15 protein-coding genes are annotated in these 14,621 nt (G+C 54.0%); 2 read left to right on the top strand and 13 right to left on the bottom strand.

The features are described from left to right. Nucleotides 1-5: 5 nt before the first annotated feature. Both B0G52_RS30740 and B0G52_RS30735 read right to left on the bottom strand, forming a co-directional pair. Nucleotides 6-788: an SDR family NAD(P)-dependent oxidoreductase gene (locus B0G52_RS30740; RefSeq protein ID WP_094050255.1), complete on the bottom strand. Its 783-nt coding sequence runs from the start codon at nucleotides 786-788 to the stop codon at nucleotides 6-8. Between the two features lie 82 nt (nucleotides 789-870). Next, nucleotides 871-1,329, bottom strand: a complete 459-nt coding sequence (locus B0G52_RS30735; protein ID WP_094050254.1) for a chemotaxis protein CheX — start codon at nucleotides 1,327-1,329, stop codon at nucleotides 871-873. A 113-nt stretch (nucleotides 1,330-1,442) separates the two neighbouring features. Between B0G52_RS30735 and B0G52_RS30730 the strand changes: the two genes are divergently transcribed. Beyond that, nucleotides 1,443-2,399 carry a zinc dependent phospholipase C family protein gene (locus tag B0G52_RS30730; protein WP_094050253.1) on the top strand — a complete coding sequence of 319 codons (957 nt, stop codon included), beginning with the start codon at nucleotides 1,443-1,445 and terminating at the stop codon, nucleotides 2,397-2,399. A 30-nt stretch (nucleotides 2,400-2,429) separates the two neighbouring features. On the opposite strand, the gene B0G52_RS30725 is transcribed toward B0G52_RS30730, so the two are convergent. The 11 genes from B0G52_RS30725 to B0G52_RS30670 form a co-directional block, all read right to left on the bottom strand. Then, complete coding sequence (locus tag B0G52_RS30725) at nucleotides 2,430-2,951, bottom strand: MgtC/SapB family protein (RefSeq protein ID WP_094050252.1); 522 nt, start codon at nucleotides 2,949-2,951, stop codon at nucleotides 2,430-2,432. 16 nt (nucleotides 2,952-2,967) lie between these two features. After that, on the bottom strand, nucleotides 2,968-3,783 hold the full coding sequence (locus tag B0G52_RS30720) for an HAD-IIA family hydrolase (protein ID WP_369827170.1): 816 nt from the start codon (nucleotides 3,781-3,783) through the stop codon (nucleotides 2,968-2,970). A gap of 120 nt (nucleotides 3,784-3,903) precedes the next feature. Next, nucleotides 3,904-4,506, bottom strand: a complete 603-nt coding sequence (locus B0G52_RS30715) for a glycerol-3-phosphate responsive antiterminator (RefSeq protein WP_094050251.1) — start codon at nucleotides 4,504-4,506, stop codon at nucleotides 3,904-3,906. A 40-nt stretch (nucleotides 4,507-4,546) separates the two neighbouring features. Continuing rightward, nucleotides 4,547-5,278 (bottom strand): glycerophosphodiester phosphodiesterase, encoded by a 732-nt coding sequence (locus B0G52_RS30710; RefSeq protein ID WP_094050250.1) that lies wholly within the window; start codon nucleotides 5,276-5,278, stop codon nucleotides 4,547-4,549. A gap of 69 nt (nucleotides 5,279-5,347) precedes the next feature. Next, complete coding sequence (locus tag B0G52_RS30705; protein ID WP_094050249.1) at nucleotides 5,348-6,151, bottom strand: carbohydrate ABC transporter permease; 804 nt, start codon at nucleotides 6,149-6,151, stop codon at nucleotides 5,348-5,350. Nucleotides 6,152-6,160: 9 nt separating this feature from the next. After that, the gene (locus B0G52_RS30700) at nucleotides 6,161-6,835 is read right to left on the bottom strand and encodes a carbohydrate ABC transporter permease (protein WP_369827169.1); all 675 of its coding nucleotides are present in this window, start codon (nucleotides 6,833-6,835) and stop codon (nucleotides 6,161-6,163) included. 239 nt (nucleotides 6,836-7,074) lie between these two features. Continuing rightward, on the bottom strand, nucleotides 7,075-8,442 hold the full coding sequence (locus B0G52_RS30695; RefSeq protein WP_094050247.1) for an ABC transporter substrate-binding protein: 1,368 nt from the start codon (nucleotides 8,440-8,442) through the stop codon (nucleotides 7,075-7,077). 261 nt (nucleotides 8,443-8,703) lie between these two features. After that, complete coding sequence (locus tag B0G52_RS30690) at nucleotides 8,704-9,696, bottom strand: helveticin J family class III bacteriocin (protein WP_094050246.1); 993 nt, start codon at nucleotides 9,694-9,696, stop codon at nucleotides 8,704-8,706. Nucleotides 9,697-9,979: 283 nt separating this feature from the next. Then, nucleotides 9,980-11,230 carry an MFS transporter gene (locus B0G52_RS30680; protein ID WP_094050324.1) on the bottom strand — a complete coding sequence of 417 codons (1,251 nt, stop codon included), beginning with the start codon at nucleotides 11,228-11,230 and terminating at the stop codon, nucleotides 9,980-9,982. Nucleotides 11,231-11,359: 129 nt separating this feature from the next. Then, nucleotides 11,360-11,947 (bottom strand): PadR family transcriptional regulator, encoded by a 588-nt coding sequence (locus B0G52_RS30675; RefSeq protein ID WP_094050244.1) that lies wholly within the window; start codon nucleotides 11,945-11,947, stop codon nucleotides 11,360-11,362. A 4-nt stretch (nucleotides 11,948-11,951) separates the two neighbouring features. Next, on the bottom strand, nucleotides 11,952-13,520 hold the full coding sequence (locus B0G52_RS30670) for an MDR family MFS transporter (RefSeq protein WP_094050243.1): 1,569 nt from the start codon (nucleotides 13,518-13,520) through the stop codon (nucleotides 11,952-11,954). 182 nt (nucleotides 13,521-13,702) lie between these two features. On the opposite strand from B0G52_RS30670, the gene B0G52_RS30665 reads away from it, so the two are divergent. Further along, entirely contained in the window at nucleotides 13,703-14,605 is a 903-nt protein-coding gene (locus B0G52_RS30665; protein WP_094050242.1) for a LysR family transcriptional regulator, read from the top strand. Nucleotides 14,606-14,621 lie beyond the last annotated feature (16 nt).

The following is a 14,621-nucleotide window of genomic DNA, read 5'->3' as shown; positions in this document are numbered from 1 at the left end:
AAAACCTATTTCCGATTCATCAGCTTCCCGAACAACGCGTTGCCGAGCCGCGGAAACAGCAGCATAAACTTCGCTCCGGCCGACGCGGTCCATGGCATGTCCAGCTCCGGCCTGCGCTTCTCGATGACGGATACGATCGCCCGGGCGACCTTGTCCGGCGACATCATGAACCAACTGACGTTGCGCACGTACTGTCCGCTCGGGTCGGCGCGCTCGAAGAACGGCGTATCGATCGGCCCCGGGTTGACGGCCGACACGGCGATCCCCGTTCCTTGCAGTTCCTGCCGCAATGCGTTCGTAAAGCCGAGCACGGCGTGCTTCGTCGCGGAGTAGGCGGTCGACTTCGCGGTCGCCATCTTCCCGGCCATCGATGCGACGTTGACGATATGCCCCTGCCCCGCTTGCAGCATGTAAGGCAGCGCCGCATGGGCGCAGCGGACCGAGCCCATATAGTTGACGTCCATCATCTCCTGAAAATGAGAGACCGGAGCGTCGGCGAAGCGGACGAACTCCCCGTAGCCCGCATTGTTCAGAAGCACGTCGATTTTGCCGTAACGCTCCACGACCCGCGCCATCGTCTCCCGAACCTGTTCGTCCGACCGGACGTCCATCCCGTACACGGCATGCTCCCCGGCGAGGGAGGCGGTCAGCTTCTCCATTTTGTCCACGGAACGCGCCGTCAGAATCGGAATCGCTCCCCGTTCGGCCAACAGAACGGCAACTTTCGCTCCAATGCCGCTCGAAGCACCGGTGATGAGCACGACTTTGCCGCGCAGCTCTACTCTCATCATAACCCCTCCTCGCCAAATTACGCATCCGGATAAATCGTCCCATGAAAAAAGCCCCTGACGGGGCGTTCATTCGTATGTATCACGCAATGAGAACCTGAATCTCCATCTCTCCGATTCCGTCCATAATCAGAGGAACCGCAAGCGCCCTCGTAGCGCCGGTAACCGAAGCGAAATGCGCCTCCATAATCTTCGGCGGGGTAATGTCGACGTGCACGCCCTGGTTGTACAGCATCGTGCTGGCGTTGCCGCTGATCATGTTGCCCAGCTCGGAAATCGCGCTCTTGCTCATATCGTCGATCTCGGTAATGGCATAACCGCCCATCATTGCGGAGACGATCCGCAACGCTACCGATTCGCTTAATCCGAATACGATGTCTCCGGTCAGATGACCCGTCAGTCCAATTTGAATCCATACATGGTTTTCCGCGAATTTGATGTCCCGAATCGAGAGCTGCCCCGTGCTGGGACGAATTTGCACCATCTGTTCGATAACCATTCGCGCGGATTCCAAAAACGGGTTGATGTACTCAGCCTTCATGCCTGAACGCGCCCCTTGTCTGTTGGATTGAACCGCTAGCCGTAACCACTTTCTCCTATTATACTGAAATCATAGGTACAAGTACACTGATTTTTGTCCGAGGAGGATGAACGATGCCGAATGTTTGGGCCCATATTCAGTTCGGCAGAGAGGTTTTAAGCGACCTCAGGGTCGAAAGACCCATGACGCTCCGCGAATGGAAAACCGCGTTCCAGCTCGGCTGTCAAGGGCCGGACTTCCTCTTCTACGATCGTTATTTGCCCTGGCAAACCGGAGACACCGCCCTTAACAAGCTGGGCGCGCTGATGCATGCGACGCGGTGCGGACCCTTCCTTCTTTCCTTGCTCGAGGAGTCGAGAGCTCGGCCCGCCGAGGATCCGGTAACCGCGTACAGCCTTGGATTTCTGCTTCACCACGTTCTGGACCGTCATCTTCACCCGTTCGTCTTCAGCCGTTCGGGCTTTCGCAAATGGCATCATCAGCTCTACGAAACGGCGATGGATTCGGAAATTCTGATGCGCCGCGCCGGCATTCATACGTGCAAGACGCCGGTCGCCCCGGAGATCGATACGGGAGGCCGCCTGCCCGGCGAATTCGCCTCGGGCTTTCTCCACCTTGTCCGGCTCCATTACCCGGCGCTGGCGGAGCGCATCTCGTCCAAGCAGCTCGATCGCGCGGTCGCGCAAATGCAGCAAGCCCAGAGTCTGTTCTACGATCCGAGCGGCTGGAAAGGCCGGCTCGTATTCGGGCAGCTGCGGCCGTTCTCTCCGCCCCGCCGAACGTTGGATTGGGACGTGCTGAACGACGCCGGTCACGCGTGGATCGATCCGACCGACCGTACCGTTGTCCATCGCGACAGCGCGCTGGAGCTGTGGGACCGGGCGCTAACAGACGCCCGCGAGACGACGGCGGCTGCACTAGAGTGGCTGGCTGCGCGGCCGGAAGACGAAGAAGAAGCAGCCCGGCTGAAAACGCGTTTCAGCGAGCTGCTCGGCGACGTGTCCTATGAAACCGGTCTGCCCTGCGGCAGCGCCGCCATCGTCTTTGCCGAATCGGTCGTACCGGATTAATGCTGACGAATTCGCCGCATTAGTCCGGCTCTACCCGGCCGAAGTCCTTCCCGGCAACGATTTTCCCTTGGCTTCCTTCTGCAACTTGATCTGCTCCCGCTTCTCGATCCAGCCGCCGATGCGGACGAATACGAAGACGATCGCGATCGCGAACAGAACATACCCGTAGAAGCCCGCGCCGGTGCCGATGCCGACGCCCCCCGCGAACAAGATCATTGCCGCGGAAGTCAGTCCCTTCACCTCGAAGCCCGACTTCATGATCAAGCCGGCCCCGAGAAATCCCAATCCGGTTACGATCTGGGCCGCGAGACGCATCGGATCCATCATCGTTCGATCGTGCAGACGGCTGAATACGCCTACGCTCTCGATCGATACGATCGTGATCAGCGCGCAAGCAACCGTCACGAACGTGAACGTTTTGACGCCGGCCGGTTTATTTTTATGGGTTCGATCGAACCCGATCAGCAGTCCGAGAACGGCGCTGATCAAGATGCGGAAATAAAATTCGTAGTCCTTGAACACAACGAAGATAAAATCGATCGCGTTTGCCATGTGCTATCCCTGCCCATCACTCGGTTCGTACTTGTTCATGAAGCATAAGATCGAATACCGAATTCAAGATATATTCGGGTTTAACAAGCGCCGATCGGACGTCTTCCGCGGAGGTGGCGCCGGTAAGCACAAGCGCCGTGCGCATGCCCGCAAGCTGTCCCATCAGAATATCCGTCTCCAGGCGATCCCCGACCATCAGGCAATCGGAGGCCTCGACTTGCAGAATATTCAGCGCCGTTGACGCCATTAAAGTCGAGGGCTTGCCCATAATCACGTCGATCTTCCTGTTGGTCACCGCTTCTATGGCGCCGATCATGCCTCCGCAATCGGGGACTTCCCCTCCCGAGACGGGACAAGTTCGATCGGGATGCGTAGCGATCATGCGAGCGCCTTGGCGAATCGACTGATACGCAAAATCCAGATGTTTATAATGGAATTCCCGATCCCAGGAAACGACGATCATATCGGTTTCTTCCGGAGATTCCGCGAACTTGATGCCTCCTTGCTGCAATTCGTCTTTCAGCGCCGCTTCCCCGATCAGATAGACGAGCGCGTTGGGATAGTGTTTATGCAAGTATTGAAGAGTAACGACGGAAGGACTGAGCAGGTTTTCCAATCCGACGTCAATGCCGAAACCGCGAAGTTTCTTTACGTATCTTTCACGGGATTCAATGGTCTTGTTGGTGAGAAACAGCATTTTTTTATGGTGCGATTGCAAATAGTGGATCGTCTCTGCCGCGCCCTTAATCGCATTGTCCCCAAGATAAATCGTCCCGTCCAGATCGAAAATGTAGCCAGCAAATTGATCCATGATCGTTTCCTTTCCATCCATGGTGCCGAGCCTCCAAAAAAAAGAAAAGCCCTTTGCAGTCCCTCACCTTCCGTCGCCGTAAGGTGTGGATTCGCGCAAAGGGCTTCTCCATGTCTCTGCCCATTGAATCTGGATATATGATTATTGTTGATCTTGCCAGCGCCACAGCTCCTTGCTGGAGGTCGAAATTCCGATGGCTCCGCTTTGGATGGCGCCGTTCAAATCGTCCATATCGATCATCAATCCGCCGGCGATGACCGGAATGTCGGTTTCCTTGCGGATCCGGCCCATAATTTTCGAGCACACCATGCCAGGGAGCACTTCGATCGCATCGGGCTTGGAAGCCTTCGCCAATTTTATGCCATTGTCGAGCGATACGGAGTCGAATGTAAACAAACGCTGCACCGTAATCAGCCCCAGCTTATGCGCCTCGGAGATAATAGAACTCTTGGTCGTAATAATTCCGTCTGCACCGATCGTTTTTGCCAGATAAGCCACTCCGACTTTATCTTTTCCGAGACCTTCTACGAGGTCGAAGTGAATAAAGGAGAGCTTGCCCGCTTCTCTGATTTGATTAACGGTTTCGCCTAACGTAAATATATCCGCCTTCAGCACACAAACGATATGGGACGTCGTCTGCAAAATCTCGCTCAGATCGTTTTCGTGTACCAACGTTGCGATCACGGGCTTGCGTTTCAGGCAATAGGTAATTCTATCGATCCCCGAAGTCGTTGTCCCTGGCATTTTCACCCCTCCTGATCCTGATCTTGAGAGCTCCGCCGGCTTAGGCGTCCAAAATCGCTCTGAGCTTGCCGGGACAATCCGACAATATTCCGGACACCCCGTAATCGATTACCTGCTTCATATCGCTTTCGGAGTTGACCGTATAGGCAAAAACCTGTAAACCGCGGCTTAAAGCTTGCTCTACATCCTGTTTATTGATGTATATGAAGTTCGGATGAAGAGAATAAACCGGTATATCGACCAATTCGGGAAGCCGGTAATGATCGACCAAGTTATTCGAGTAAGTGAGGCCGATGCGAAGCTCGGGCTCGATGCGCTTGACAAGGCTCAGACTTTTGAAATCAAAAGAAACGATAATGACGTTGGAGATGCGATTTTTCCGTTTCAACAACTCGACGAGTCGGGGCTCGATTTCCCCGTCGCACGAATTTTTGATTTCGATATTCAATTCGATTGAAGGCGGCACCAGGTCGAGCACTTCTTCAAGCAGCGGGATTCTTTCACCGGCATATTTCTCGTCAAACCACCTTCCGGCATCCGCCTGTTTCAATTCGGCCGTCGTCAGTTGTCTGATCGCCCCCCGACGATCCGTCGTGCGGTCAATCGTGCGGTCATGGCAAACGACGATGTCGTTGTCCGCAGAGAGCTGGACATCCAGTTCGATCGCGTCGCACTTCTGCTGCACGGCAAGAGCGAACGAAGCAAGCGTATTTTCGGGCGCTTCTGCCGCGCACCCGCGATGTCCGATTACGATTAATTCCGATTTCGACATTGTGTCACCTCATAGGACGTATTATTGCGCTATTCGAGACGCTCCCGTTGGCGAGCGTTCCCTGCTTGATCACTTGACTCCGACATGCATAAAGCTGTTAATGAATTTGCGCTGGAACACTAAAAAGCCGGCAATGAGCGGAAGTACGATAATCAAGGTTGCCGCCGATACGGCAGACCACTGCGCACCGGTTTCGGAGGAGCCGGCATAGATGGCCAACCCTACCGTAAGCGGACGATTCTCAGGCGAGCTGGTCACGATGAGCGGCCAAAGGAAGCTGTTCCAGTGCGCGCTGATGGACACGATGCTGAATGCGATCAGGGTCGGGACGGATAACGGGACGTAAATTCTCCAGATCATCTGAACCATATTGCAGCCTTCCAGTCTGGCCGCCTCGTCCATTTCGACCGGTACGGCTTTGAACGTCTGACGCAGCAGGAAAATCCCGAAGGCCGACGCGAATGCCGGCAGCATAATCGCCAGCTTCGTATCGTACAAATTCATATCGCTGATCGTCAAATAGTTCGGCGCGATCAGGGATTCCGGCGGAATCATGATTTGAATCATCACGACGATCAACATCGCGTTGCTTCCCCAGAAGGCCAGTCTCGCAAATGCATAAGCGGCCAGAGTCACGGAAAACAATTGAAAGACAAGAATGCCCAAAACAATGATGATCGTATTGATATAGTACTGGTTAAATGCCGCACCTTGCCATGCGTCTACGAAATTGGACAAAGTAAATTTCAATGTCGTAAAATCCGCCTGCATCGCCAGCTCGCTCGGGCGAATCGAGGTCCATACGATCCATGCGAACGGAACGAACCATAGAATGCCCATTACGACCATGAAAAGCTGTAATAATCTTCGCATCTGCACACCCTAGTTATAGTGAATTTTTTTATCCAGGCCAAAGAACTGAAAGCTCGCGAGCGCCAAAAGAATGGCGGCCAGGATCAAAGTCAGCGCGGCGGCCAATCCCGTGTTCCAGGAAGAGAAGGCCGTCTCGTAAATGTAATACAGCAGCAAGTTACTGGCGTTGTTAGGTCCGCCTCCCGTCATGATCGGCAAGTGGTCGACCATCCGGAATCCGTGCGTAGTCGATATAATGAGAATAAACAGCGTGCTTGGCATCAGCAGCGGAAACGTGATTTTGAAAAACACGTAGGATGGCTTGGCGCCGTCAACCTCCGCGGCCTCGTACATATCTTTCGGAATATTTTGCAGTCCGGCCAGATAGAAAACCATCAGATAACCGGCTTCTTTCCATATCATCATAATCATCGTCGATGCTAACGCCGTGCTCGGGTCGCCCAGCCAGTTGAATGACGACAACCCGATTTTCTCCAGAACCATATTCAACAAACCATAATTAGGGGTGTAAATGAACAGCCATATGTTAGCGGCCGCTATGGTTGGCAGAACGGTCGGATAGAAAAAGAACGTACGAAGTATTCCGCTGCCCTTAAATGCTTTGTTCACAAACAGCGCCATCATCAGCGCGATCGCAATGCTGATCGGCACAGTACCTGCAACGAATATAAACGTATTCTTCATGACCTTCCAGAAAACTTCATTTTCCCATAAGCTTCGAAAGTTCCCTAACCCCGCAAACTCGGGGCTAGGGAGACTTATTCTGTTGTAAAACAAACTGTTGTATATCGTTCTTCCGAGAGGAAAGAACGTAAACAGGCCGAGAAAAATGAGGGAAGGCAGGAGCAGGGAATACCCGTAGATATTCGTTTTGGCTTGTCTGGATCGCAATAACTTCATCGGTATACCGTCTCCTGGTTCAGTTAATTATGATATTGCTTCAACGCTTCGTCCGCCGCCTTCTGTATTTTCCTCAAGGACTCCGCAGGGTCGGCGTTGCTTACGATGGCCGCTTGCAATTCAGACATGAATACTTTCGTAATCTCCCCTTGATTATGAACGGAGAATGATGAGGAAGCGTATTCCAGTTGATCGCGCGCCGTCAGGAATTGCGGGAACTCCGCTGTGAACTTCTTCATAATTTCGGTATCGTACGACGACTTCGTTGCCGCGACGTAACCCGTATCGATACTGAATTGCGCCATGCGCTCCGGTTCCGTCAGCCAGCGTATAAACTTCCAGGCGGCATCCTGCCGTTCTTGCGGCAAGCCTTTAATAATGTAGAGATTGGCTCCTCCGACAGGCGTTCCGTATTGTTTGCCTGCAGGCAGGAACGCGGTGCCGAAATCGAAGGTCGCGCCTTTCTGCACGGTGCCCAAGTTCCCCGTCGTGTGGTACATCATCGCTGTTTTCTGGCTGATAAAATCCGTAGGAATCGTGCCCCACGCCGTAGCGCCCGTCGGCATCATTTTATGCTTGTAGATCATATCCTTCCAGAATTGCAGCGCTTCCACGTTTTCCGGAGTATCGAGATACATTTCCGTTCCGTCTTCGTTCATGATGTTTTTGCCGTTCTGCAGAGCGAAGGCATGGAACATCCATTGGATAAAATCGGTCGCCGTAATTTCCAATCCCCAGGTTCCGTCTTTCGTCAATGCTTTGCCGTATTCCACCAGCTCGGCATAGTTGGTCGGCGGTTTCTCCGGATCAAGCCCCGCTTTCCTGAAGAGATCTTTATTGTAGTAAAGGATGATCGTACTTCTTTGGAAAGGAATGCTGTACAGTTGTCCTTTGGTCCGGCCATTCGCTAGGAAAGCTTCGTAGAAGTCGTTGACATAGGCATCGCCGCCGTCCTTGGCAATCAGTTCGTCGAGCGGCATGATCGCATCCATGTCCAGCAGTTCGAACAAGGCCGTCGAGGAAAGCAGGGTCAGATCTGGAGAATCCTTGCCCATGACGCCGGTCTTTACTTTGACAAGCGTATCTTGGTAGCTTCCGGAAAATACGTTCTTTACGGTAATGTCGGGTCCGTGTTCCTCGTTGAATTGCGCTGCGAGAGTGTCGAACACTTCCCGTATGGAGCCGCCGGCTGCAACCGGATAGAAGAAAACCAATTCGATAGGCTCCTTCTTGACTTCCGCCGGAGCGCCGTTCGACGAGGATGCAGACTGTGTTCCGGATGCCGACGGAGACGTTTTGGATTCGTTATTTTTGGAAGAACAAGCCGCAAGGGCTGCAACGCTCACGGCTAGCACGATCGATAGACAAACTTTCAACATTTTGAATCGCATATCTTCATCCCTCTTTTTTTTGGTATATTCTCTCTCTTTTTTATGAATATTTTCATTTTTTGAAAATGCAAATAAACGATGAGAAACTTAGCTAAAACCTCCTTCCAAAATGGATTCGCAGTTTTAGACTAAGGGTTTCTCATCGTCTCTACCCGTCCGTCTTAAGCGCCCCACAGAGTATAGCGCTTACAAAATATGAAGTTTGTGAACAAATCCGATTCTAGCATGATGAATTATAGCTGTCAAGTTAAGAGAAACCGCTCAATTAAATACGCTATCGGGAACGTAATACACTTTTTGCGTATTTTGTTTGTTGACGTGATCGTGCACGATTGTAAAGTACACGTTGCCGTTTTTAGGCTGCACACCTTCGATTTCAAGATTTCCGATGTTCGTAATGTTTACCAGAGTTTTATACTGCCCCGTATTGGACATCAAGGCAATCTGCGGAACGTCCCCGTCCCCGCCGCCCGATGTGTAGATCTTGGTATGGCTGTAGATATCCACGCCTTGGAAAGAGTTGTTCGGTCTGACGATCGAGCTCCCCGACTGCGTAAAGCTCGTAATGAGCGCGTTTCTTGCCGCCACGCTGTCCATTCGCACCTGCACATTATTGTCGAGCAGCTGATTCAATTTTTTCGTGTCGTAGATAGACCACGTTACGGTTTTTTGCTTGGTTTGGATGCGAAAGATCGTATAGCTGCCGTTGCCGGCGCCGGCAACCCGATAGGTATCGCCTAATCTCGTACCGGTTGCATTGGCGTAATTCATGTAGGTGAATCGGTGAAGATCGGTATAATTGTAGGTCATGCCGGGCGAATATTGCAGTCTCGCCACCTGAAGCGACCAGAATCGCTCCGTGGAGGGATCCGCCTTCGAGCTGATGTAGAAATAATTTTCACCCTCGTATTCGTACATATCCAACGTTTCGCAATGTCCGGCATTGGTAACGGTCATCTCGTCCATATACGTCGCGTTGTTTCCGCTTATCGACAATCTGGAGAGATGACAATCCCCCTCATCCCGCTGGATGACGTACAGATAGGTGGAGCCGAGATAAGCTTTCTGAACGACCTTGTTATGATTAAGTCCGAGAATATTGTAGGCGAGCGTTGCCGAAGCGTTAACCGTTTTCTGAGGGGTTGCCGCCAATGCGGGCATAACCGACGTTCCCAACAGCAGGATGGAGAGCATAATTGAAACGATCAGTTTTCCTTGACGTCTCGCAACCTTCGATTTCGAAGCTTGAAACATAGCCATACCTCCTCTAATTTGTAGAGCTAAATTAATCTGAAAATTTAGATAATTACGATGACATAGATACGAACGAAACCTCCTCTCCGTGTGAGCCCGGTTAACCCAGCGCCTCCAACAATCATAAAAAAACCCGACAATCGGATAAGCTCGCGAACGAGCGAATCGAATTGTTCGGGTTTCTCATGGACTCCAACCGTCATCGTAGTTCTCATAGTAGCAATTCTTTTCCAGAAAATCAAGAGGCGATTCGATCGTATAACCGCGTCGCCCCGGAGCCGCCTCAAATCGACTGCTTCGCCTCCTGCTCCCCCTTCGCCAAGTTGACGAACGTCAGCAGAATGATGCCCGCCACGAAGAAGAAAGCAACGGCCAGCAGCGCGGATCGGCTCGAATCGCTGATCAGCTTCACGAGACCGAATACGAGCGGGCCGCCGAACGAGAAGAAGCGGCTCGTAAAGCTGAGAAAGCCGAAAAACTCGGCGTTCCGGCCGGAAGGGATCACTTTGCTGAAGATCGACCGCGAAGTCGCCTGCGAACCTCCCTGCACCAGGCCAACCATGCAAGCCAGCAAGTAGAAGTGCAAGGCGCTGGTCATAAAGTAACCGAGCACGACGATGATCAGATAGATGACAAGCGAGCTGTACAGCATCTTCTTGCTGCCCAGCCTGTCGGCCAGCTTGCCGAACAGGAGCGAAGCGGGGAAGCCGACGAATTGCGTAATCAGCAGCGCCGCGATCAGGTGATCGCTCTCGATGCCGATCGTCGTGCCGTAGCTGGCGGCCATGACGATAATCGTATTGATGCCGTCGAAGAAAAACCAATAGGCCAGCATAAACTTCATCAGCTCGGGATAACGCTTGATCCGCTGAAACGTCTCTTTAAGCCTCCGAGCTCCCGTCTTGATGTGCGCCCCGACCGTGCCTTCACGGGCCAGCCTCGTCTCCTGAACCCGGCGAAACAGCGGCAGCGAGAAGACGAACCACCAGATGCCGACGGTCACGAACGAAATTTGCGACGCGGCCGTCTTGTCCGGCAGGCCGATCGCCTCCCAGCCGAGAATGAGCCCGAGATTGACGGCCAGCAGCACGCCGCCGCCCAGATAGCCCATCGCGTAGCCTTTGGCGCTGACGCGCTCCCGCTGGGCAGGGGACGTCACGTCGCCCAACAGCGCGTCATAGAACGTATTGCCGGCGCCGAATCCGACCATGCCGATCACGACGAGCACGGAAGCGAGCCACATGTCGCCGGGGCCGATGAACGCCATCGCCACGCTGGCGGACGCTCCGATGATGCTGAATACGCGGAGGAACGTCTTCTTCCTCCCGGTATGATCGGCGATCGCGCCGAGCAGCGGGGACAGCAGCGCCACGACGATCGCCGCCGCCGTCTGCGTGAAGCTCCAGCTTCCGTCCGTCCCTCCGGCAACGCTGATAAAGTAAATCGGCATGACCGCCGCCATAATCGTCGTGGCGAAGGCTGAATTCGCCCAATCGTACATCACCCAGGCGTTAATCTGTTTTTTGTCGTCCATCGATAACATGTCGCCTCTCTCGCCCTAACGCGCAGATTTGACGGTTAACTTCGACGGACGGACGGCGATCTCCTTGTCCGGTCGGCTCCTTCGGCAAGATTTAATCGCTTCTTTACATTCGGCAGACGTTCAGCTATGATCGCCATCCGGCATGGATTCCGGCTTTTTCTCTGCAGCCGTAAGCCGCCCCGCCCGCGCATCCTCCAGCATCTCCGCCAGCCAATCGCGCTCCGCCTCGCTGAATCGCAAGACGCCTTCGATCATGCGCACCGCGCCCTGCGGCAGCCACCCGCCCTTGAGCTCCAGCACGGCTTTCACGTGCCCGATTCTTTCCAGGCAAGCGTCCAGACGCCTCGCAATCAGCGTCTCCATCGCCCCGTCTTCGGCATGCTGCGCGAACACGAGCGGGGCGAACAGCGGATGCTGCGGATAGAAGTCCTTGCCGAACTCCTCGTAAATCATCCGCATGAACGCTTCTTTCCCGTTGTCCGTAATGCGGTACACGATTTTGTCCGGACGGTTGTCTCCCTGCACGGGAATCGTCTCCGCCACTTCGATCAGCCCGTCCTCCCGCATCTGATCCACCGCGTAATAGAGCGAGCCGTCCCGAATCCGGAACGCCATATGCCAGTTTCTCATCTTGATCGTCTGCCGGATTTCGTACGGATGCCGGTTGTTTTCCATCAACAGCCCGAGAATGATCAATCGAATCGACATCGCGTTAACCTCGGTTGTAGGAAGGCTCCGCCTTGCCCGGCTTATCGTCCGGCGTCTTCTGCGGGCCCGGCGCGGCTTTCTCCATTCTTGCGCTTCCCATCAGCAGAACGAACACGACCGCAAGCGCGGGCAGCAGCACCGACCACTGGAAGATGTACGTGATGGAATCCGCCAGCTTGGCGAGCAGCCCGTTCACGATATCTGGAGCCAATCCCATTCTTTCCTGGATGGCCGGATCGAGCAGCGCTTGGCCGCCCTTGATCTGCCCCGCCAGTTCGGGAGACAAGTTCGGCACTTCCTGAATGCCCTGTTGAAAATGATGCTTCTGCAGCGTTCCGAACACCGTCACGCCGAGAGCCGAACCGATCGTCCGGAAAAAGGTAATGAGCGACGAGGCCGAGCCCTTGTATTGCGGAGGAACGGAACCGAGCGTCGAAATGTTCAGCAGCGAGAAGGACACGCCCATGCCGAGACCGATGATGACCATGAACAGAGTGATGACGAGACGGCTTGTCCCGGTATCCATCGCGAAGCCGAGCAGGCAGGAGCCGATCAGCAGCGTGAACACGGATACAAGCATGACATCGCGGTATCTGAAGAGACTGGCGACTCTGCCCCCGATCTGGCTGCTGAGCACGACGCCAAGCATCATCGGGGTCAGCACCGAGCTCGTCTCCGTCGCCGTCTTATGGAATACGCCTTGAATGAAGATCGGAATATAGGTGGCGCCGGCGATCATGACTCCGCCGTACAGCAGGCTGATCGCCATGCTGCTCATGAACAGGCGCTTGCGGAACAGCCCCAGCTTGATGATCGGGTCCTTCGCGACGCTCTCCGCCCACAAGAACAGGGCCAGCAGCACGCCCGAGCCGACGAACAGGGAGACCGTCTTCGCGGAATCCCATGCCCAGCCTTCGGAGCCTCCCAGCTCCAGACCGAACATCAGACACAGAATCGCTCCGGTAAGCAGGACCGCCCCGGTCCAGTCGATGACCTGCTTGCGGGTGTTTTTCGACTCGCGGTACGCGGTCGCAATGAAGTAAATCGACAGCAGGCCGATCGGCACGTTGATATAGAAAATCCAGCGCCAGCTCAAGTAATCCGTGATCGCGCCGCCCATGACCGGTCCGAAGACGCTCGAGACGCCGAACACGGCTCCGAACAGCCCCATCATTTTCCCCCGTTTCTCACCCGGAAACAGGTCGAAAATAATCGTGAACACAATCGGCATCAGAGCGCCTCCGCCGATTCCCTGGATCGCCCGGTAAACGATCAATTGATCCATGTTCTGCGCCGTGCCGCACAGAATCGATCCGATCAGGAACAAAATCAGGCCCATCAAAAAAAATCGCTTGCGCCCGTACATATCCGACAGCTTGCCGAAAATCGGCGTCGAGACGACCATTGCGATCATATAAGCCGAATACACCCATATAAAACTCTCGAGCCCGCCCAGCTTCTTGATGATCGTCGTCATCGCCGTCGAGACGATCGTCTGGTCGAGCGCCGCCATGAACAAGCCGAGCAGCAAGCCGGCTACGACGAGCTTCGTATTGCTCTTGTTGACATCCATTCGATAACTTCCCCTCTATTCATCTACTCAAATTTGAGTATGCAGACCTCATTATACTCAATTTTGAGTACAAGTAAACCTTTGCGATGAAAAACCATTTCCCCTATAATAAGACTATGACAAATCCTGTTTATATCCATCGGAGCAGTTGATAAATTAATTCAATACGAGGAGGCGTAAAGGTGAATATTAGCCAACTGGAGACGCTAGTCACGATATCCAAAACGCTAAGCTTCCGAAAAGCCGGCGAAATGCTCAACTTGACGCAGCCCGCCGTATCGGCGCAAATCAAAAGTCTCGAAGACGAGTTCAAGGCGATTCTCGTCGACCGGAATCATCCCGTCGCGTTGACGGACAGGGGCCAGGTGTTTCTGGAGCACGCCGAGCAAATTCTGGCGATCGTGGAACAGCTCAAGCAGAAGCTGACCGACCTGAATCAAGTTCCTCAAGGCCATATCGTGCTAGGAACCACCTCCTCGATCGCGATTCAGATTTTGCCCCGCGTCCTGTCCTATTTCCAGAACCAATACCCGCTCATCAAAACCAGCATCCTTTCCATGTCTTCGACCCAAGTGCTCTCCAGCGTCGAGAACGGCGCCGTGGACATCGGCATCGGCTATTTGACCGACCGCAGCCTGCAAGTGGAAACGTCCATCCTCTACTACGATACGTTCCAATTCGTCGTCGCCCCCCAGCATCCGCTCGCCGGAGCCAAACGGATCACGATCGGAATGCTGAAGGACGTTCCGCTGATCTTATTATCCCCGGATACGCTCGGAAGACGGTTTACGGACCGGGTGCTGCGCGAATACGGCATCGAACCGAACATCGTTATGGAGCTCGGAAGCAGCGAGGAAGTGAAACGGATGGTCGAACTGAACTTGGGAGCCGCGGTCGTCTCCAAGCTGTCCGTAGCCGAAGAGGTCAGGCGGGGCACGCTTAAGATGATTCCCGTAACCGAGCTTGAGGTCAGCCACCCCGTCGGCGTCATGACCAAGTCGGGAAGATACGTCAACAGCGCAATGCGGCAATTTCTGAACGATCTGAAAGGGATGCCCGAAGATCAGTTCATCGGAAGCGAATAACGAAAAGCTAGGAGTG

The sequence above is a fragment of the Cohnella sp. SGD-V74 genome (genome assembly GCF_003001675.1).
Classification (GTDB): domain Bacteria; phylum Bacillota; class Bacilli; order Paenibacillales; family Paenibacillaceae; genus Cohnella.
The sequence above is the reverse complement of the archived record's forward strand: the minus strand, read 5'-3'. Positions and strand labels throughout refer to the sequence as shown.